Source organism: Capnocytophaga sp., assembly GCF_030532915.1.
GTDB lineage: Bacteria > Bacteroidota > Bacteroidia > Flavobacteriales > Flavobacteriaceae > Capnocytophaga.
In genome coordinates this window covers 14804-34467 of the sequence record NZ_JAUNKD010000011.1, presented here as the reverse complement: position 1 = coordinate 34467, position 19664 = coordinate 14804, and the positions used below count along the sequence as shown (strand labels likewise).

At 39.3% G+C, this 19664-nt stretch carries 15 protein-coding genes and 1 pseudogene; 11 read left to right on the top strand and 5 right to left on the bottom strand.

What is annotated here, in order from left to right; translation table 11 throughout:
* The first annotated feature begins 86 nt into the window (after positions 1 to 86).
* The 3 genes from Q4D72_RS04915 to Q4D72_RS04905 all read left to right on the top strand — a co-directional run bounded on the left by Q4D72_RS04915 (position 87) and on the right by Q4D72_RS04905 (position 1912).
* A complete protein-coding gene (locus Q4D72_RS04915) occupies positions 87 to 476 on the top strand; it encodes a nuclear transport factor 2 family protein (protein WP_303076436.1) in 390 nt (129 codons plus the stop codon).
* A gap of 114 nt (positions 477 to 590) precedes the next feature.
* The gene (locus tag Q4D72_RS04910) at positions 591 to 1169 is read left to right on the top strand and encodes a Crp/Fnr family transcriptional regulator (protein WP_303076505.1); all 579 of its coding nucleotides are present in this window, start codon (positions 591 to 593) and stop codon (positions 1167 to 1169) included.
* An 89-nt stretch (positions 1170 to 1258) separates the two neighbouring features.
* Positions 1259 to 1912: an NAD(P)-dependent oxidoreductase gene (locus tag Q4D72_RS04905; protein ID WP_303076435.1), complete on the top strand. Its 654-nt coding sequence runs from the start codon at positions 1259 to 1261 to the stop codon at positions 1910 to 1912.
* 445 nt (positions 1913 to 2357) lie between these two features.
* Here Q4D72_RS04905 and Q4D72_RS04900 read toward each other — a convergent pair whose 3' ends face one another.
* Positions 2358 to 4277 carry a TonB-dependent siderophore receptor gene (locus Q4D72_RS04900; protein WP_303076434.1) on the bottom strand — a complete coding sequence of 640 codons (1920 nt, stop codon included), beginning with the start codon at positions 4275 to 4277 and terminating at the stop codon, positions 2358 to 2360.
* A gap of 84 nt (positions 4278 to 4361) precedes the next feature.
* Between Q4D72_RS04900 and Q4D72_RS04895 the strand changes: the two genes are divergently transcribed.
* Positions 4362 to 4649 (top strand): hypothetical protein, encoded by a 288-nt coding sequence (locus Q4D72_RS04895; protein ID WP_303076433.1) that lies wholly within the window; start codon positions 4362 to 4364, stop codon positions 4647 to 4649.
* A gap of 34 nt (positions 4650 to 4683) precedes the next feature.
* On the opposite strand, the gene Q4D72_RS04890 is transcribed toward Q4D72_RS04895, so the two are convergent.
* From Q4D72_RS04890 to Q4D72_RS04875, 4 genes and pseudogenes are all read right to left on the bottom strand, one after another.
* Positions 4684 to 5442, bottom strand: a complete 759-nt coding sequence (locus tag Q4D72_RS04890; RefSeq protein ID WP_303076432.1) for a hypothetical protein — start codon at positions 5440 to 5442, stop codon at positions 4684 to 4686.
* An 82-nt stretch (positions 5443 to 5524) separates the two neighbouring features.
* A pseudogene (locus tag Q4D72_RS04885) lies at positions 5525 to 5835 on the bottom strand (winged helix-turn-helix domain-containing protein).
* The gene (locus Q4D72_RS04880) at positions 5828 to 6409 is read right to left on the bottom strand and encodes a hypothetical protein (RefSeq protein WP_303076431.1); all 582 of its coding nucleotides are present in this window, start codon (positions 6407 to 6409) and stop codon (positions 5828 to 5830) included. The pseudogene Q4D72_RS04885 and the gene Q4D72_RS04880 overlap by 8 nt, the downstream one beginning before the upstream one ends.
* Positions 6410 to 6527: 118 nt before the next feature.
* Positions 6528 to 7013 carry a hypothetical protein gene (locus tag Q4D72_RS04875; protein WP_303076430.1) on the bottom strand — a complete coding sequence of 162 codons (486 nt, stop codon included), beginning with the start codon at positions 7011 to 7013 and terminating at the stop codon, positions 6528 to 6530.
* A 172-nt stretch (positions 7014 to 7185) separates the two neighbouring features.
* Between Q4D72_RS04875 and purN the strand changes: the two genes are divergently transcribed.
* The 7 genes from purN to Q4D72_RS04840 all read left to right on the top strand — a co-directional run bounded on the left by purN (position 7186) and on the right by Q4D72_RS04840 (position 19614).
* Entirely contained in the window at positions 7186 to 7746 is a 561-nt protein-coding gene (gene purN, locus Q4D72_RS04870; protein ID WP_303076429.1) for a phosphoribosylglycinamide formyltransferase, read from the top strand.
* A gap of 55 nt (positions 7747 to 7801) precedes the next feature.
* Positions 7802 to 8659: an MBL fold metallo-hydrolase gene (locus tag Q4D72_RS04865; RefSeq protein WP_303076428.1), complete on the top strand. Its 858-nt coding sequence runs from the start codon at positions 7802 to 7804 to the stop codon at positions 8657 to 8659.
* Between the two features lie 11 nt (positions 8660 to 8670).
* Positions 8671 to 10968, top strand: a complete 2298-nt coding sequence (locus Q4D72_RS04860) for a beta-N-acetylhexosaminidase (protein WP_303076427.1) — start codon at positions 8671 to 8673, stop codon at positions 10966 to 10968.
* 64 nt (positions 10969 to 11032) lie between these two features.
* The gene (locus Q4D72_RS04855; protein ID WP_303076425.1) at positions 11033 to 14191 is read left to right on the top strand and encodes a glycoside hydrolase family 2 TIM barrel-domain containing protein; all 3159 of its coding nucleotides are present in this window, start codon (positions 11033 to 11035) and stop codon (positions 14189 to 14191) included.
* A 289-nt stretch (positions 14192 to 14480) separates the two neighbouring features.
* Entirely contained in the window at positions 14481 to 15734 is a 1254-nt protein-coding gene (locus Q4D72_RS04850; protein ID WP_303076423.1) for a spondin domain-containing protein, read from the top strand.
* A gap of 247 nt (positions 15735 to 15981) precedes the next feature.
* Complete coding sequence (locus tag Q4D72_RS04845; protein WP_303076422.1) at positions 15982 to 18471, top strand: tetratricopeptide repeat protein; 2490 nt, start codon at positions 15982 to 15984, stop codon at positions 18469 to 18471.
* A 168-nt stretch (positions 18472 to 18639) separates the two neighbouring features.
* A complete protein-coding gene (locus Q4D72_RS04840; protein WP_303076421.1) occupies positions 18640 to 19614 on the top strand; it encodes a cation diffusion facilitator family transporter in 975 nt (324 codons plus the stop codon).
* Positions 19615 to 19664: the final 50 nt, after the last annotated feature.

The window sequence follows — 19664 nt, the reverse complement described above, 5'->3', positions numbered from 1 at the left end:
TTTTGGTAAGTATCTTACAAATTGGTAGGTACTTGACTTATAGAAAGCAAAAATATACTTTTGCCTCGAATTTTAAAAGAAAAACGATGACAAACACAGAAATTATTAAAAATTATTTTCAGGCATTGGCAAAAGACGATATTGAAACCGCATTTTCCTGCTATGCAAACGATGTAAAATGGCATCAACCGGGCAAAAACAAATTTTCGGGACTTAAAAACGGTATTTCCGAAATTGGGGCGATGATTGGACAAATGATAGAAGACACGCAAGGCTCTTTCAGGTTGGAAATCAGCGGAAACATAATGGAAAACGCCAATTTTGTGTTGGCTCCCATTTCTTTTTCAGGTAAAAAATCCGACGAAAAACAACTGAATATGAATGGGATAGATATGTTTGAGATTCTTGACGGAAAAATCACCCAAGTTTGGCTTTTTTCTGACGACCAACAACTTGAAGATGAGTTTTGGGGATAAAGTTTTAAAAATCAACGGGTTATTTTTAAAGGAGCGAAGGTTTTTTCGTTCCTTTTTTATGTTTTTATTTCAAAAACGCCAAATGTTGTATTTTTGCTCCAAAAAAGTGGAATGATGTATCGGCATCTAAAACAATATTTTGCCAAATATGTTTCCGTTTCTGAAAGTGAACTAACGGATTTTTGTCAGCTTTTTGAGCAAAAAACGATTAAAAAGAAACAATTTTTACTTGAAAAAGGAGAAATTTGTAAATTCGAGGCGTTTGTCATTAAAGGGCTTTTTAAAACATATCACATTGATAGTAAAGGAAATGAACAGATTCTGCAATTTGCGGAGGCAGATTGGTGGCTGACCGATTTTGATAGTTTTGACAATCAAAGCCCTTCTCAGTTGTCTATTCAGGCTTTGGAGGATAGTGAAATTCTATTCATTTCGTATAAAAATAAGGAATACGCCTTCAAAAAATGGCAATTTACCGAGCGTCTCTTCCGAATTATGACCAAAAAAACACACATCGCCCTACAACGCCGAATGATTGACAACCTGAGCAAAACAGCCCAAGAACGCTACTGGGATTTTTTAAATAAATATCCAAAAATAGCGAACAGGCTTTCTAATATTCAGATAGCTAGATATTTAGGTGTAACACACGAGTTTGTAAGTAAAATCAGAGCCAAGGCAACAAAAAAATAATTCCCCCGATGAGCAACTTATTGAAGTAGTTCAATGTTTTTTGCTTGGTACACATCTTACCTTTGCCCCGAATTAAAAAATGACAAAAAATGAAAATAGTAGTTATCGGAGCCACAGGTTTGGTTGGCAGTGCCACTGTGAAAGAATTGGCACAGCGAGGACATCAAGTAATTGCATTGGCAAGAGATGCTGAAAAAGTACAGAAAACGCCAAACATCACCGCTGTTTCAGCAGATGTAAACGCGATGGATTTTTACAAACATTTGCAAAATGCCGATGCCGTAATTAGCGCGTTTAATGCCGGTTGGACGAATCCCAATCTCGCCCACGATTATACCCAAGGTTACCAACGCATTTTGGAAGCGGCAAAGAAAGCTCAAGTTCCGTATCTACTTGTTGTGGGCGGAGCGGGAAGCCTGTATGTTGCCCCAAATTTGCAATTGGTAGATACGCCCGATTTTCCTAAGGAATATTACCAAGCGGCAGATGCGGTGCGCAATTTATTGAATGATTTAAAGCCTCGTCGTGATGTCAATTGGGCGTTTTTTTCACCGGCAGCAATGTTTGCGGTCAATCCCGTTCGTTTTGAACGAACAGGTAAATACCGATTGGGAAAAGATGAAGTGTTAATGACCCAAGAGGGTATTCCTGCCGATATTTCCGTAAGCGATTTGGCGTGTGTTTTGGCAGATGACGCCGAACAACAAGCATATCTTTTTGAGCGTTTTACGGCAGCAGAATGAAATTAGTCTGAGGAGCGAAAATCCCATTGAGTAGATAACAATCATCCATTTAAATGGCAAATATTTTCAGTGTTTTCGGAAGATTTTGCCATTTGTTTTTCGCCCCATTGTCGTAAATAATCAATAAACGGAATGATTTCCTTGCCGATTGTAATGGAAAATCCATATTAGATCTACATCAGAAATTCATTCAATTGAAAAAATAGTCATTCAATATAGAACAGCTTCTTTTACTCTTTTTTTTAAATCTTATTTGTTGTATTCCAGACACTTATCCGTCCAAAGAAACATTTGTAGCAAAATGGCTTTTAAGTCCGTATTAAAGACTGATAAACAACTATTTATTGCCGAAATTCCGCAAAGGCAAAAGCTAAAATGACTAACAGAAATCTCATTTTCGGTATGTTTTCAATGGTTAAAATTCTGTACAAAAATATGAAAAACCTCAAAACCTCACCATCGCCCCAAAATAAAAAATCCGTTTTTGGAGGTGGTCGTACTGCAATTGCGAATAGTCCGAATTGTAATACACCGAAGCGGAGTTACTGAAATTCAGCAAGTTATTAACGGAAACGAAAGCAATTACGGCGGTTTTTCCGATGAAGAAAAGTCGGTTTGCGGAAAAGTCCAAACGCTTGTAATGAGGCATTTCAGCGGAATACCATTCGCCGAAAATCGGTTGAAAATCATTGACTTGCGAGTTAAAAACCACCGACTGCACAGGCGTAAACCGATTGCCGGGACGCGTGGCAAAAACCAACGAAGCCGTAAACCATTTCGGATTGTTGTAAGTCAGTTGCGATTTGATAAAATATTTCAGATTTAAAGCGGACTTATATTTTTGATTCCCAATAAGATACTTCTGATTTAGAAAAATATTGGACACCGAAACCGAAAAATGACGATTCAGCTTAAAATCCACAGATAGCTCATTACCAAAGGTTTGCGTTTGCTCAAATTGCTCGTAATGATTTGCCGTGATGTCGCCCTTATCCACTTTGTAATACACCGCTGCCGATAAGTTAAATCGCTCATTTTCAAAAGAATAATCCAAAGCAAATTGGTTGCTACTCAGGACATTAAAATTCTGAACGACAAAATTCGGCGTGGTGTAACTGTGGTATTTCCCTGCACTGAAAAGCAAACGATGTTGATTATTAGGTGTGTAATTGGCTGAAAATTGGTAACTTACAAAACTTTTGCTGTCTTTGTGAAGAAAAATATTTTTCCGTAAAGCCGATGAAAAATTCCACTGATTATCAGGCGAATAATTGGCGTACAGATACGGCTCTACATAGAAAAAATCAGTCGTTTTTTGAGTGGTAACTGTCGGACTATCAGGTTTTAAGCTGAAATAAAGCTGCGGAAAAACGGCATCATATCGGTAACGAAACACCGAAGCATCGGCTCCGTATTGCAGGGTGAAATTTCGCGAAAAACGCGTTTTAAAACTTAATCCGTTGAAAATCTGAAAATTAACCATTTTAGAATCCATATTTCCGTAACTAAAATCCGAATCGGAAAAGTCCACCATTGAAGCCCAACGAATTTTGGTTTTTTGCGTAAAATAATCCAAATTATTCACCGAAAAAAAGCGTTTTTTGGACGCATTCACATCACCAGAAAAATTTAAAGAATGATTGAAAACCGAATATTTTTCGTCAATAAAATAATTAAACGAATTGAAAGACAGGTTTTTACTGATTTTCAAGTGAGTGTTCGCTCCCAAATCAAAGGTGGAAAAATGATGCAGTTTGTCCAAACTTTTTTTGTTCAGCCCAATGATGGCATCGCTAAATTGATAATTGCCATAAATTTGCGTAAAACTCTCATTTCCAATCGATTGATTTCGCATCAGTCCGACATTGGAAAGAGCCAAGGAAACTTGCGTAAACTCACTGATTTTCTGCGTGTTGGTTTCTATTTCCACCAGTCCTGCACTCGAATTTCCGAAAGTAAGCGGCGGATTACTGGCGTAAACATACTGTTTTCCAATGAGTTCGGTGTTGAAAAGCGAAAAATTCCCCAGTCCGTCATTTCGGCTGAACCGCACGGGATTCAGCACAGGCGACCCATTGAGGTAAACCCTTGACCTGTCGGCACTTCCGCCACGAAGCGAAGGATTGGCACTCTCGTCCGTGTTGGTGGAGGCGGGGAGCGTGGTAACGGCTTTGAGCGGGTCGGCATTGGCGGCAGGATTGAAGTAAATGTCCAACGTTTGGAGCTTTTTCACCGCAAATTTTTCGGAAATGGGGTCTTTTGCCACTACGATAACTTCTTCTATTTTGTTGATTGTGAGGCTGTCCTGCTGAGCTGTTGCCAAACTGAATAAGAATAGATGAATGTTTAAAAAAAGTGTTTTCATTGTAAAAATTGTTAAAAAATTGAATAAATCTTGTGATTTTTTAGGTTTTTTCGCACTTTTGCAAAAAAAATTAAATTCATTTTTATGAGCGAAAAAGAAACGAATGAGTACGGAGGCTTACTCAAAAAAAATCCGAAATTGGGCGTTTTGGTGCTGGTTTTAACGGGTTTAGCAATTTTATGGTATGCGTTTAAAACCTATAACGACCTGACGCAGTGGGAACAAGAGGGCGGAACGCGTCCGATGAATCGCCTTTTTGCCGTGGTGTACGACATAGCGGGCGTTTGGGGCGTTAGCTCACTGATGGCTGCGGGCGGATTTTTCTTCCTTTATCAAGCCTATGTTGCTTATAACAAACTGATTAAAAAATAGTTATACAAAAGGGTAACATAAAATTACCCTTTTTTTATTTTGATTTTTCAGGAAACTCCACACGGAATTTTTTGAGCAAATCATTGTATTTATCTTTTTGGTTTTCAGAAAGATACCATTTTAAAAGTTGCTCGTAGGCTTCCTTTTTACCCCAAATGGGCAGGTGGTCGGAATTTTGGTTCGGTTCGGCGAGGGAAATGGCTTTCAGTAGCGAGGTTTCCGCCTTTTTGCCACCGCCGTACTGCTTGGGCATGTGCGTATCGTAATTGCCCTCCACATAGTGCAACCGCGGATTTTCCTTTTGTAAACGGAAGCCTTTTTGCAGATTTTCACGCAATTCAGCATCTATTTTCATCGCCTCCATTGGGTTTTTCATAAAGGCAAACGACAGACTTAAATTATTGGCTAACAGGGCGTAATCCTCGGCGTTTTTGTCTTTTTTATCTTGCAGAATATCAATACTTTTGCGGTTGTATTCAGCGGATTTTTCTTTGTTGCCACTTTGCAGATAAAAAATGGTTTGGTAAAAATTCAAGTAAGATTGCCAATACAAATCCCAATCGGTATTTTGTTTATTATCAATGATTTGCTTTTCCAAATTTTCTAACGGAAGTCCGTTTTTGGTGGTAAAAGCCTCACCCAAAGCAGTTTCTATTTTCTGCTGAATGCCATTGAGCGAAAATTGATTTTCTACTGATTGAATTTCAGTTGTTTGCGTGTTTTGAGCTTGTGCATTCATTCCAAAAAATGACAAACTCACTGCCAAAACGATGTTTTTAAATTTCTGGTTCATTGTATTTTGTTTTTAAAATTATAAATTAGTTTGTTCTATAAAGTAAAAAGATAAAAAAATTGGTTTTGTTTTCCTTTGTTTATCAGCTTTCATTGTATTTAAGTGTTAAAATTATTTTAAATATCCTTATTAATGCCTCTACATAACTCTCAAAAGCCTCCAAACCTTTGGCGGTTAGGGCGAGTTGGGTGTTGGGTAATTGTCTTTAAATGACTTGGTTACGCTGATATATCCCGCCTTTTCGAGTTTGCCAATCTGTACGCTGATGTTGCCCGAAGTGGCTTGGGTAACTTCCTTAATACGAGCGAAATCCGCTTTTTCCTCCGAGACCAAAAGCGAGACAATTGCCAGTCGTAATTGCGAATGCAAAAGTGGGTCTAAATCTTTAAACATTGTTTCTTTTTTTATAATCCGAATGCAATTGAATCCCTGGAATCAAAAACAGCAACGCCGCCAAAATTACCGATAATAAAATGGCGTAATATCCGTAATTGACAAACAAAGTACTGTAAATCAACACGAAAGAAATGAGTGAAGTCGTTACCCAAAGTCGGTTTTTGAGTTGCAGAGCCGTTGCCAAGGAAGCCATCGCAAAGGGCAGGTATACCAGTACAATAATCCATTTGAAAGATTGTGTAAATCCGCCTACCATTGCCCCCATTCCTGCCACGAGCCAAATCCAGCCGAGCCAGTCGATGCTTTTGCCTTGTTTTTCGGCTTTGATGCCTTCGCGAAATTTAGCGATGAAAGTGAAAATAAATCCCAAAGGCATCAAAATTGCCCATACCAATCCTGATTTATCAAAATGAAAATCAAGTTGATACATCAAAAATTGTGTGCTTCCTGCCACCATAATCAGTACGCCCCAAAAGATGAAGAAAAATCCGCTTTGCTCATACTTCTGTTTGCGTTGATTAATGATTTCCTGAATGATTTTCAGGCTATCATTGGGTTGTAAATTGTTCATTTTTAGTTTTTTTAAGTTGATAAATATTGTCTTAATACGAATTAACGATACAAATATAAATAAGTTTATAATATAAACCAAACATTTTTGAAAAAAATGTCTTTTTGGGGTGTAAAATTTATTTTTTTGGGAGGATGCCCAAAACTTCTTGCAATTCGTTTACCGACTTTTCGATGCGTTTGATGAGTTTGAGGTCGGTAATTTCTCTGCGTAATTCGGGTTGTTGATACCACGATGTGTCGGCTCCGGCTCGACAATGGCTTATTTCTAACTGATTGTCAATGTTTGCGATAAAGAAATATTCTGACGGAAAGTAAGCGTCTTTCACGTCAAAAAACACAATGGATTTTGGTAGGTAAAAATCGCCGTATTCAACCGTGTTATGCGGTCGGTCGTTATTCCAAACAACGGCGTATTTGAAACCTTTGTCATTTTTTTTCCAAGGCAGTATGGAGGTTTTTTGCGGAAGCTCAAAAATGTGCAAAGCATCTTCCGGAATGAACGAAGTGCTTGCCAATATTTTTGCAAATACGGCAAGCGTAATCTTCTCACTCTTAAAAGGTTCTCCGTTTATTTTTCGATTTCGGTAATATATCCTCGGCATAAAAAATCAATGCATTATGACCCCGCAAATATAGGTATTATCTTCTTAAAATTGCATATCATTTTGTCTTTTGTTGATATCTTTTTTGTATATTTGTGGTTCGGATGGTGGGTATTTGTTGTCAAATACTTAAAAGTCAGACTATTATCTGTTTATTTTATATAAAATCAGAATGAAAAAAATAATTGTTTTTGCCTCAGGTTCAGGAAGTAACGCTGAGCGAATATCGTTGTATTTTGCTGATAGTAAGCAAGTTGAAGTGGGTTTGATTCTGTCAAACAATCCAAAAGCGGGCGTTTTGGAACGGGCAAGGCGTTTGCAAATCCCGTTTGTGGTTTTTGACCGAAAAGCGTTTTACGATTTTGACATCGTTTCGGGAATTTTACAATCGCAAAAGCCTGATTTGATTGTGTTAGCCGGCTTTTTATGGAAATTTCCCGAGTCGATTATCAAGAAATTTCCTAACAAAATCATCAATATTCATCCGTCACTTTTGCCGAAATATGGCGGAAAAGGAATGTACGGAAACTTTGTGCATCAGGCAGTTATCGAAAATAAAGAACCCGAAAGCGGCATCACCATTCATTACGTGAATGAAAATTATGATGAAGGGGCTATTATTTTTCAGGCTAAAATCGAAGTTGCACAAAATGATACAGCCGAAGGGTTGGCACAGAAAATACATCAGCTTGAATATAAGCATTTTCCGGAAGTGATTGCCTCGCTTCTGTAAGGTTTTTCATTTAAGCGATTTTGTAAAATAACATTAAAAACCAAAAGAATAAAAAATGAAAATATATCCTATTGAAACCGTGAATTTTAAACTTGATGGCGGTGCGATGTTCGGCGTAGTTCCCAAATCGATTTGGCAACGAACCAATCCTGCCGATGCCAATAATCAGATTGATTTAGCCGCCCGGTGTATGCTCATTGAAGACGGTAACCGACTGATTTTGATTGACACAGGAATGGGAAACAAGCAGTCGGACAAGTTTTTCGGATACTATTCACTCGGGGGGAATGCCAATTTGGACGATTCGCTTAAAAAAGTGGGTTTCCATCGTGATGACATTACCGATGTTTTTATGACGCACCTGCATTTTGACCATTGTGGCGGTTCCATTCAGTGGAATAGCGACCGAACCGGCTACGAGCCCGCTTTTAAAAACGCCCGTTTCTGGACGAATGAAAAACACTGGCAATGGGCAACCCGGCCCAACGCTCGCGAAAAGGCTTCTTTCCTGAAAGAGAATATTTTACCGATGCAAGAAAGCGGGCAATTGTATTTCATCGATTCACAAAACAAATCTTTTTTGGAAGAAAGTGAATTGGGTTTCGGCATTCTTTTTGTGGACGGACATACTGAAAAACAGATGCTTCCGCATATTCGTTACCAAGGAAAAACCTTAGTTTTTGTTGCCGATTTGTTGCCAACGGTGGGGCATATTCCGTTGCCTTATGTGATGGGTTATGACACGCGTCCGTTACTTACGCTTGATGAAAAAGACAAATTTTTGAAGGAAGCAGCTGATAATGAGTATTATCTATTTTTAGAACACGATGCTCATCACGAAATTTGTACCGTGAAACGCACCGAAGTAGGCGTGCGGCTTAATGAAACATTCCGATTTGACACTATTTTTTAAGTACGATATTTATGAAAAGAATAATCCCTTTTTTGTTGTTGGTGCTGGCTGCTTGTCAGTCGCCCAAAGAGATTCGTTTTAGTGAAAGCGATATTAACATCATTCCGAAACCCGAAAAGCTTTCATTATCAGAAGGTTATTTTGAGTTTACGCCGAAAACCGTTTTTGTAACGCCCGACACTTTGCAAAGCGTTGTCAAATTGCTCACCGAAAAATTTCAAAAGGCTTCGGGTTGGGATTTGGAAATCACAAACCAAAGTCCGAAAGCTAATTTCGTTCATTTTCAGGTAGATACATCACTTCCGAAAGAAGGTTATTCCTTCCATTCTTCTTCTGAAAAAATAACCATCAAAGCTGCCGACCGAAACGGATTTGTGTACGCCCTGCAAACGCTTCGGCAATTGCTTCCAAAAGAAATTGAAAGCTCTCAAAAAACAGATTGTCAATGGGTTATTCCGTGTGTGGTCATTGACGACCAACCGCAATATGCTTGGCGAGGCTTGATGCTTGATGTGGCTCGGCATTTCTTTCCGAAAGAATATATTTTAAAAACCATTGACCGAATGGCGATGCTCAAACTCAACACGTTTCACTTCCATCTGCTTGATAATGAGGGTTGGCGAATTGAAATCAAAAAATATCCGAAACTTACCGAAGTTGGTGCGTGGCGTGTGGGGCAATTTGACCAACATTGGAATGCCCGCGTGACCAACGACCCTAACGAAAAAGGAACTTACGGCGGATTTTTTACCCAAGAGGATATTAAAGAAATCGTAGCCCACGCAGCGAAATACGGCATCACGGTAGTCCCTGAAATTGAGATGCCTGCACACGTGATGAGTGCCATTGCGGCGTATCCCGAACTTTCGTGCCATAAACGCCCTATCGCTGTGCCATCGGGTGGAGTTTGGCCTATTACCGATATTTATTGTGCCGGTCAAGAAGAAACGTTTTCATTTTTAGAAGATGTTCTTTCCGAAGTAATCGATTTATTTCCAAGTAAATACGTGCATATTGGCGGTGATGAAGCCACACACACCGAATGGGAAAAATGCCCGAAATGTTTGCAACGAATGAAAGACCATAAACTCAAAAACGCACACGAGTTGCAGAGTTATTTCATCAAACGAATCAATACCTTTTTGAAGTCGAAAAACAAACAGCTCATCGGTTGGGACGAAATCATTGACGGCGGACTGGCTGATGATGCGGTAGTTATGGTTTGGCGTGGTAACAACATCGTGAAAAAAGCCACCGAAAAAGGAAATCAAGTAATTTTGACCAGTCAAGGCTATATCGACCAATATCAAGGATTGCCTGATAATGAGCCTTTGGCAATTGGCGGATATTTGCCCGTAAGCCGAATTTACAATGAGGCGTTTTTTGAAAAGGAATTAAACAATGAGGAACGTTCCCATATTTTGGGCCTGCAAGCAAACCTTTGGGCGGAATATATTCCCAATGAAAAACATTCTGAATATATGCTATTTCCTCGTTTGTTCGCCTTGTCGGAAGTGTTTTGGAAACCTGAGAAAGACCGAAACTGGGCTGATTTTGCACAGCGTTTGCAAAAATCATTGGCTCGTTTGGAGGTGATGGATATCAATTATGCGAAATCCATTTACCAAACCACAGGAAAAGTCTTTGACAATGGCAACGATGGTGTAAAAATTAGTCTTCAATCGGAAACCCCGAACGCCGATATACGCTATGTGTTGAACCAACCCGATTTTAGCAATGCCATTTCGTACACCGACACCCTACATATCAATCAAACCACCCAGATTCAAGCAGCGGTTTTTTTTGATAATAAGCCACATACGTCCGTTTATAGCAATACGATAACGTTCCATAAAGCAATCGGGAAACCAACTTCATATCAGCCAACTTACCACAAAAGTTACTCCGGACAGGGCGACAAAACCTTGACTAATATCGTTCGTGGCACAAAAGATTTCCACGACAAACAATGGTTAGCGTGGTTGGTAAAAAGTCCTGTTGTTGAGATTGATTTAGAAGAAGTTGCCGAAATAGAAAAAGTGGTTTTGGGAGCAATGGAAAATCAAGGTTCCGGAATTTATTTCCCTGTGAAAATTACGCTTTTGCTTTCATCCGACGGAAAAAATTATGTGAAAGCCGGCGAAATAAATCGCCCTTATGCTTCCAACGGATACACACTTTTGCAGGATTTTGCATTTGAATTTGAAAAACAAAAGGTGCGTTTCATTAAGTTGGAAATCCAAAATTTGGCACACCCGCCCAAAGGCGGCGATGCGTGGCTGTTTATTGATGAGGTGCAGGTGTTTTAAAGGTTAAATTATTTTTTTTTCAGAGTTTTATATGTTTAAAATGTCATTTTCAAAATCAAAACGAATGAAACGTTTTTTTTACCTATTAATTGTATTGTGTTCCGCTCAAAATTGGGCGCAAGAGCCGTATTTGGATAGTATTTTTGAAAATCCTTCCGTTCAGGAAATCAATCGATTACCGATGCGAAGCCATTATTTACCTTTTGAAACTATTGAAAAGGCAATCGGCAATAATTACAAAACATCGGGGCGATACATCAATTTGAATGGGCAATGGAAATTTCTGTGGAAAGAGGATTTTAAACAACTTCCGCGTGATTTTTTCAAAGCAGATTATAACGATTCTCGTTGGAATACTATCAGTGTGCCTTCTGTTTGGGAATTAAATGGTTACGGAACTCCGATTTACGTAAACGAAAAATTTGAATTTGCGGTGAAAAATCCCAATCCGCCCGATGTTCCCGATGATTTGAAGCAGCCGGCAGGTTTGTATCGTAAAGAATTTCAGCTTCCTGCCGATTGGAAAAACCAAAAAATTTATTTGCATTTGGGGGCTGTGAAATCGGCTTTTAAATTGTATATAAACGGAAAATTTGTGGGTGTGGGCAAGGATAGTAAACTGGCTTCGGAATTTGACATCACGCCTTTTGTTTCGGTGGGAAAAAATCACATCGCAATGGAAGTGCGCCGTTGGTCAGATGCCAGTTTTTTGGAAGCGCAAGATATGTGGCGTTTGTCCGGAATTATGCGTGATTGTTATGTTTATATGCGTCCGTCGGTGCATTTGTATGACATAAATGCACAAACTACGCTTGTAAATGGGTATTCTGACGGAAAATTGAATCTTTTGGCGCAAGTTTGGAACGAGTCTGACCAAGGTAAGCCCGATTATCATTTGGAAGTGGCTATTTTTGATGAAAATAACGCTCAAATTTGGCAAGAAGTTAAAGAAGTTAAGCAAATTCGTCGTAAAAATAGTAAAACAGAGCTTCAGTTTACGGCTGAAATTCCGCTTGTAAAACAATGGAGTGCCGAAATTCCGAATTTATATCGCTTGCAACTATTGCTGAAAGACGAAAAACAGCAAACCATTGAAGCTACGAGTTTTAAAATAGGTTTCAGAACCGTTGAAATCAAAGGAAGTGATTTGCTGGTTAATGGTAAACGCATTTTTGTGAAAGGCGTGAACCGCCACGAAACCGACCCTCACACAGGGCAGGTGGTAAGCCGTGAAAGTATGGAAAAAGATGTGCTGTTAATGAAGCAGTTAAATGTAAATAGCGTGCGTACATCGCATTACCCCAACGACCCTTATTTTTATGAACTTTGTGATAAATACGGACTTTATGTAATGGAAGAAGCCAACGTAGAAACACACGGAATGGGCTACTTGCCCGAGCGTACGTTGGCTACTGACCCCGTGTGGGAAGAAGCTCATACACTGCGTATTAAGCGAATGTTTCAGCGTGGTAAAAACCATCCGAGTATTATCATTTGGAGTTTAGGAAACGAAGCCGGCAACGGTTGGAATTTTTACCAAGCCTACAAACAACTCAAAGGATTAGACCCTTCGCGTCCGATTCATCACGAATTGGCTCATTATGATTGGAATACGGATATAGAATCGCGAATGTATCGCCGCATTCCTTTTTTGATAGATTACGGCTTGTCGCACCCTAAAAAGCCGTTTTTGTTGTGTGAATATGCGCACGCAATGGGCAACAGTGTGGGTAATTTTCAAGAATATTGGGACGTTTTTGAGCGTTACCCGGGCTTGCAAGGCGGTTACATTTGGGATTGGGTTGATCAAGGGATTTATAAGAAAAATGCTAAAAATCAAACTATTATAGCCTACGGTGGTGATTATGGCGATAAAGATACGCCCAGCGATAATAATTTTTTGATTAACGGTGTGATTGCTTCCGACAGAACGTTTCATCCGCATTCGTTTGAGGTGCGAAAAGTGTATCAAGAAATAGGATTTTCGTACGAAAACGGCAAAGTAACCATCGAAAATAAGTATTTTTTCAAAGATTTATCGAATTTTGACTTTGTTTGGAAGGTTTTCAAAAACGGAATGCTTCTAAAAGAAGGGAAAATTAATAATGTGACGGTTTTGCCTCGTTCCAAAGGGGATTTTTATGTTGATTTTAACGTAAAAGAAGGTAAAAAAGGTGTTTTATTGTCTGAAATTATTAAAACAGATACTGAAAATGAATATTATTTGCAATTTGAAGCTAAATTAAAAGCCAAAGAAGGTATTTTAGAGGCGCAAACGCCGCTTGCCTTTGCCGAATTTCCGCTGACGCACTACAAAAAGCCCGTGTATCAACCAAATGTAACTCCTGTTGTTGTAAATCAGACAGATACAGAAATCGTTTTACAAAATAAAAACTTTAAGGCAGTGATTTCCAAAGCCCAAGGAAGAATGTCGCATTATCAAGCGGGTAAAAACATCGTGCAAGGTGATGGGCTGTTTTTGAATTTATGGCGCCCCGCAACCGATAATGATTTTGGAGCAGGTTTACAAAAAAAATTGAGCGATTTGCAAAACGCTGATGCCGATGCTAAGATTGAAAGTATTGAAATTTCCGATTTGGAAGATGGGCAAAAGCAGGTTTGCATCACTAAAAAAATAGTAGGCGAGAGCATTCGTTACGAACAAACCTTAACTTTTGATGGCAACGGAAGCATTTTGGTAGATAATCGGCTTGTACCATTAACACAAAGTAACCGACTGACATTCAAAGTTGGAAATCATCTGACGCTTCCCACTGATTTTGTTGATGTTGAATGGTATGGTCGCGGTCCGTGGGAGAGTTATGAAGACCGCCAAACATCTGCTTTTGTGGGTTACTATAAAGGTAAAATCGATGCGCAATATCACCCGTATGTTCGTCCGCAAGAGTCGGGCAATAAAACGCAGGTTCGTTATGCAAAATTACTCAGAAAAGACGGTAGCGGTATTTTAATACAATCGGAAGGGCAGTTGCTCAATATCAATGTATTGCCTTACAGTCCGCAATCACTGTATCCGGGTGAGGAGAAAAAACAAACACACTCGGCAGAGCTTGAAAAAGATACGTATATTCATTTAGATATTGATTATCAGCAATTAGGCGTAGGAGGTGATAATAGTTGGGGCAATCTTCCGATGGATAAATATTTGTTGTATTTGCACCAACCGTATCACTATTCGTATCGCATTATCCCGATACATTAGTTTTTTCTTTTTAAATTAATAGCAATAAAAAACGAAGTCAATTTGTGTTGACTTCGTTTTTTATTGTGGCTTCAAGTTGTTAAATAATGTTAATTAATTAGTTTTATGTGTCTGAAAATAAATAATTTAATTGTTTATGGATTAAAAAAATAAATTATTTTGTCAGGTTAATCTTCTTTTGCAGACTAATCAAGTGTAAGGAACAAAAAACGCCGGCACAGTTGTTCTGTTAGAAAAAAACTTTTAATAATTAATAATTTCGACTTTTATGAAAAAAAATATATTCTCAATGGCTGTACTATCAGCATTATTATTCGTATCTTGTGACAAAGACAAAACTGAACCTGACACAATGCCAATGAGCGGTAATGCCAACATTACTTTTGAAAACGTAGTGAAACCCAAAAAATATGTTCAAAGCGGTATTTTTAAAGGAAACGGAAAAATCAACGAAGGAGGCAGAGAAATAGGAAACTTAATTTTACCAAGCGATGACAAAATGACCAACTCAACAAAAATTAAATTCAACGCCGGAAAAGGACAACGTTTAATGTTCGCGATGATGTTCGGTGCTTCAAAAGATTGGTTTTTTGCAGCAAGGCAACCCGGTATTCCATTGTATGATGATAACGGAAAAGCCCGAACCGGAAACATCGTTTCAGAAATAAGTCTTTGGGATAACGGAAGCAAAAATGACGATACCGGAGCCAAAGAGGATAATAACATCACATCATTATTCGCCCGAACAATGCCCCGTGAGTTGATGAGCTTAATGCTTGATTATGATGAGAAAACATCTGAATTTACACTGACAATCACCAATACCTCAAAAGGGAAAAAAGACGTTAACGGAAAATCACTTGAAACGCCGTTTTCACCTGGTGTGTGGGTTGTTTCAAATGTTGTTGGCGGAAAATTACTTGATGAAAAACCTTTCTTTGAAGCCAACAAAAAAACGACACCCGAGCTTTCAATGTTAGCCGAAATGGGAAATCCTGACCCGTTGTACAAAAAAATTCAAGCCGAAACAGGCATTATCACAGGGCTTTCTCCGGCAATCGTGGTGGTTTACAAAGGAAATAAAAATCCGCTTTTTGAAGTGGGCAAAAAAGATGCCGGACAGGGGTTGAAAGAAGTTTCACAAATGGGTAACTTTGAAAAACTTCAAGCCTCGTTAAAGAAAGATGCAAATGTTAAAGCATTTTACTTGGCAGGAAATGCTCCGGTGGCGCCTTCTGAAAAAGTTTCGGCAAACATCAAACTTGAACAAGGAGATAAAATTGCTTATGCCTTTATGTTCGGTTACTCAAATGACTGGTTCTATGCCAACGAAGCCGAAATTATGGCTACAGAAAGAGGCGAATTGACCTCAAAAACAGTGCTTTTCGATAACGGAACAGGCTTTGACCAATATCCCGGAGCCGGAAACAGACAAGCTCTTTTTGGAGGAATGCCCGAAAAAGAAGATAATGCCATTCAGCGAGTTGGAGGTCAATTCCCGGTGCCTAACGTATCCGAAGTGGTAAAAGTAACCTTAAAATAATATTCTTTCATTCAAAAAAATAAATCCCATCATAATAAGCAATATACAGTTAATTTTCATCAATGGGTCCGATTTTTAATCGGGCTCATTTTTTTGTAGAACCTTAGTAAATGCCCAAATGCCGGAATAATTTGTAGGACAGAAAAAGCAGTTTCGTCATAAAAAATTGTTATTTATCGCTTTATATTTTTCTTTTTTCCGGAAAAATACTAATTTCGTAGCTTGATAATTAATTTCGCAATCAAAAATGAGAAGATTCATACAACATATCGGGCTACTTTTTGTAATCGGAATAATCGTAATGGGTTGTACCACAAAGGCAAACACGTATTATAACAGACAAATGCAACCCATTGTAACGAAATACAACGTGCTGTACAACGGCGAGGAAGCTTTTGATTTGGGCTTGAAAGAACTTCACGAACAATTTCAAGATGATTTTACCCAAATTTTGCCCGTCGAGCCGATTAACACATCGGGTAAAATTCAGTTGGACGGCATTGAAAACCCGAATTTTGAACGCGCCGAAGAAAAAGCCATCAAAACCATTCAATTACACTCAATGGTTTTTAAAGGCGAGCAACGCAATTACAAAATTGACGATGCCTACATTTTGTTGGGAAAATCACGTTACCACAACGAGCGTTTTTTACCCGCACTTGAAGCCTTCAATCACTTGCTTACAAACTACGGAAAAAGTGAACGAATCCCCGAAGCAGCCGTTTGGGCTGAAAAAACCAATTTGCGTTTGGGGAAACCGAAAATTGCCATTGAAAGGCTTCGTAACCTATTGATAACCGAAAAGTTAAAACGTAACGACCGAGCCGAAGCCTACGCCACGTTGGGGCAAGCCTACATCAATGAAGAAATGTATCCGCAGGCTGCCGATGCGCTTTACGCAGGCGGAAAGTACACCCGAAACAAAAACCTCAAAGGGCGCTACTATTTCATTGCGGCACAGCTGTATGAAAAACAAAAAAAACGTGATTCGGCGGTGGCGGCTTATGAAAAAGTGATTAAACTCAACTGGAAAATTCCGCGCAGGTTATGGGTGGAAGCTCAAGCCGGAAAAGCCCGAAACAAAGATTTTTCTCCCGAAGAAAAACAGGATTTTTTAACCTATCTCACCAAGCTTGAAAAACGCTACGAACACCGTAAAATGCTTGACGTGCTTTATTTTACGCACGGGCAACTCATTGAAGCAGATAGCAAAGTGATGGCAGCCGATTTCTATCGTAAGTCGTTGAAAAATAATACAGAAAATAGTCCGTTAAAAGCAAAAACACACGAACGACTCGCCGATGTGTATTTTGAACAGAAAGATTATACAGGCGCTTATCATCATTTGGACAGCACATTGGCATACGTTCCCGAACATACGTTTGAACGGCTTTACATCGAGCGGAAAAAAGAAAATTTGGCAAAAATCACCGAACTTGAATATGTTGTAAAACAGAATGATAGCATTCAGAAAATTGTAAGTCTTTCAGATAAAGAACGATATGATTTCTTCCAAAAACACATTGATTCACTGCAAAAAGTTGCCGAACAGAAGGCGCAACGTACATCAAAAAATGATTTCGGTTCCGGAATTTTGATGCCCAACACGTCTGAAACCCATAGTGGGAAATTTTATTTTCACAATTCAATGGCAGTAGCTTACGGAAAACAACAATTTCAGCAGTTTTGGGGCAACCGAGCTTTGGAAGATAACTGGCGTTGGGCAGCAAAAGAGAATAATACAATTGCTGTAAATCAGAATGTTGAGCCTAATGAAGAGGCACGACCAAAAGAAGAAGCAACACCCGAGCATTACATTGCCCAATTGCCAAAAACGCAAGCCGAAATCCAAGCATTTGAAAAAGAACGCAATCAGGCGCTTTACCAATTAGGGGTTTTGTACAAGGCGAAGTTTAATGACACCGATTTGGCAATCAGCCGATTGGAGCGGGTGCTTGCGCAAAATCCGGAGGAGGGGCTCAAAATGGCAACGCTGTATGAGCTGTACAAAAATTATAAGGACCTGAACAACCCGAAGTTTGAAGAAATGAAAAACAAACTGCTTGCTGACTACCCCGAGTCCGATTATGCAAGTATTCTCAAAGGCTCGCCCTCGTCCAAAGAGCAAAAAAATCAGCAGGCACAAGCCTTTTTAGACTCGTTAACCACTGATTTTGAAAACGGAACCTTCTCTCCGACACTTGAACGCCTTACTGAAAATGACTATTTGTACAGAGAGACAGCCGTAGCTCCAAAATTGGATTTACTCAAAGCAGCTTTGATTGGTCGGTTACAAGGTGTTGAAGCCTATCAGGCAGCCCTTGAAGGGGTGGCAGTAGCCTATCCGGATACCGATGAAAGCCTGCAAGCCAAAGAAATTATCGAAAAGCTGAAAGGAACAGATCCTAACTTCTTTGAAGATGCCAAAACCAAGTCGTGGAAGGTAGCCGTTACCAACCTGATAGACGAAGAACGCCCCGAGATAGCAACCCAACTCACTGAAAAGTTACAAACCATATCCGATAAGATAACCCTTTCGGAAGATGTTTATAACCATAAAGAAGTATGGATTGTTATTCACGGACTTCAAAATCGGGATACGGCACTTCATATTCTTAGCCAATTGCACCCCATAGTTGAGAAATACAAGCTCACAGCCTTCCCTATTGCTACTGAAAACTACCGATTGGTACAAATAAAGAAAGCCAAAGAAGCCTATTTGCAGCAAAAAGAGTAGTAATTCATTGTTTTGAATGGGTTGAAATAGCTGTTGTTTTTAATTTTTCATAGCTTTTGATAGGTTAAAGTTGTCTTCCGAATGGTTCATAGGGGAATTTTGATAGATTGAAATAGCTTCTGTTTTAGTAGTAATCTAATTTTTTTATATATAAAGTATCGTTCCGTAATGCAAAATTCGTTATCTTTCCAGCGTGTAGTGGCTGCTGTTGGTATATTTCTGTTTATTGGTAAGCTCATAGCTTGGCAACTAACCAACTCAGATGCTGTTTTTTCCGATGCAATGGAAAGTATCGTAAATATCATTTCGGCTTTTATGGGCTTGTATTCCCTGTACTTGGCTGCCAAACCCCGCGATAACGACCATCCGTATGGGCACGGAAAGGTTGAGTTTATAACTTCAGCTATTGAAGGGGTGCTTATCATCATTGCCGGAGGGCTTATCATCATTGAATCAGCTGATTCGTTACTAAAAGGTATCGTGCTTCATCGGCTGGATTGGGGTGTTCTGCTTATCGGGATGACTGCTTTGGCAAACTATGTGCTGGGTTATATTTCTTACCGAAAGGGCAAACGCGAAAACTCATTGGTACTGATGAGTTCCGGAAGGCATTTGCAGAGCGACACGCTATCCACCGTGGGGGTAATGCTGAGCTTGGGGTTGGTTTATGTTACCAAATTGGTGTGGATTGACGTAGCTGTGGCACTGCTTTTTGGGAGTTATATCATTGTGGTGGGATGCAAAATTGTCCGAAAGGCACTAAGGGGCATTATGGACGAGAAGGATGAGGCGCTTTTTGCTGAGATTGTGCAGGTGCTTCGCAAGCATCGATGTGCTGAATGGATTGATATTCATAATATGAAGGTACAACAGTTTGGGTCGCACTTACATATCGATGCGCATATTACCCTCCCGTACTATTACTCGCTTCGTGAGGCACATCAACAAATGGAAAAAGTAATCCATTTATTGCTTGATAATATTGACCGAAGCATTGAATTTAACTTCCATATGGATGATTGTAAGCCTTTTTCGTGTGAAGTATGCAAGGTAGATTGTCCTTTTCGTTCCAAATCATACGTTTCGTCTGTGGAATGGAATGAGAAAACAATTTCACAGGTACAAAAGCATCGATTGAATTAGATGTGTAATGCCTTTTTGTAACCTTTAAGTAGGTTGAAATAAGCTTCCGA

Coding starts and splice junctions, on each gene's coding strand:
- Q4D72_RS04915 (WP_303076436.1), top strand. CDS start 87: ATGACAAACACAGAAATTATTAAAAATTATTTTCAGGCATTGGCAAAA.
- Q4D72_RS04910 (WP_303076505.1), top strand. CDS start 591: ATGTATCGGCATCTAAAACAATATTTTGCCAAATATGTTTCCGTTTCT.
- Q4D72_RS04905 (WP_303076435.1), top strand. CDS start 1,259: ATGAAAATAGTAGTTATCGGAGCCACAGGTTTGGTTGGCAGTGCCACT.
- Q4D72_RS04900 (WP_303076434.1), bottom strand. CDS start 4,277: ATGAAAACACTTTTTTTAAACATTCATCTATTCTTATTCAGTTTGGCA.
- Q4D72_RS04895 (WP_303076433.1), top strand. CDS start 4,362: ATGAGCGAAAAAGAAACGAATGAGTACGGAGGCTTACTCAAAAAAAAT.
- Q4D72_RS04890 (WP_303076432.1), bottom strand. CDS start 5,442: ATGAACCAGAAATTTAAAAACATCGTTTTGGCAGTGAGTTTGTCATTT.
- Q4D72_RS04880 (WP_303076431.1), bottom strand. CDS start 6,409: ATGAACAATTTACAACCCAATGATAGCCTGAAAATCATTCAGGAAATC.
- Q4D72_RS04875 (WP_303076430.1), bottom strand. CDS start 7,013: ATGCCGAGGATATATTACCGAAATCGAAAAATAAACGGAGAACCTTTT.
- purN (WP_303076429.1), top strand. CDS start 7,186: ATGAAAAAAATAATTGTTTTTGCCTCAGGTTCAGGAAGTAACGCTGAG.
- Q4D72_RS04865 (WP_303076428.1), top strand. CDS start 7,802: ATGAAAATATATCCTATTGAAACCGTGAATTTTAAACTTGATGGCGGT.
- Q4D72_RS04860 (WP_303076427.1), top strand. CDS start 8,671: ATGAAAAGAATAATCCCTTTTTTGTTGTTGGTGCTGGCTGCTTGTCAG.
- Q4D72_RS04855 (WP_303076425.1), top strand. CDS start 11,033: ATGAAACGTTTTTTTTACCTATTAATTGTATTGTGTTCCGCTCAAAAT.
- Q4D72_RS04850 (WP_303076423.1), top strand. CDS start 14,481: ATGGCTGTACTATCAGCATTATTATTCGTATCTTGTGACAAAGACAAA.
- Q4D72_RS04845 (WP_303076422.1), top strand. CDS start 15,982: ATGAGAAGATTCATACAACATATCGGGCTACTTTTTGTAATCGGAATA.
- Q4D72_RS04840 (WP_303076421.1), top strand. CDS start 18,640: ATGCAAAATTCGTTATCTTTCCAGCGTGTAGTGGCTGCTGTTGGTATA.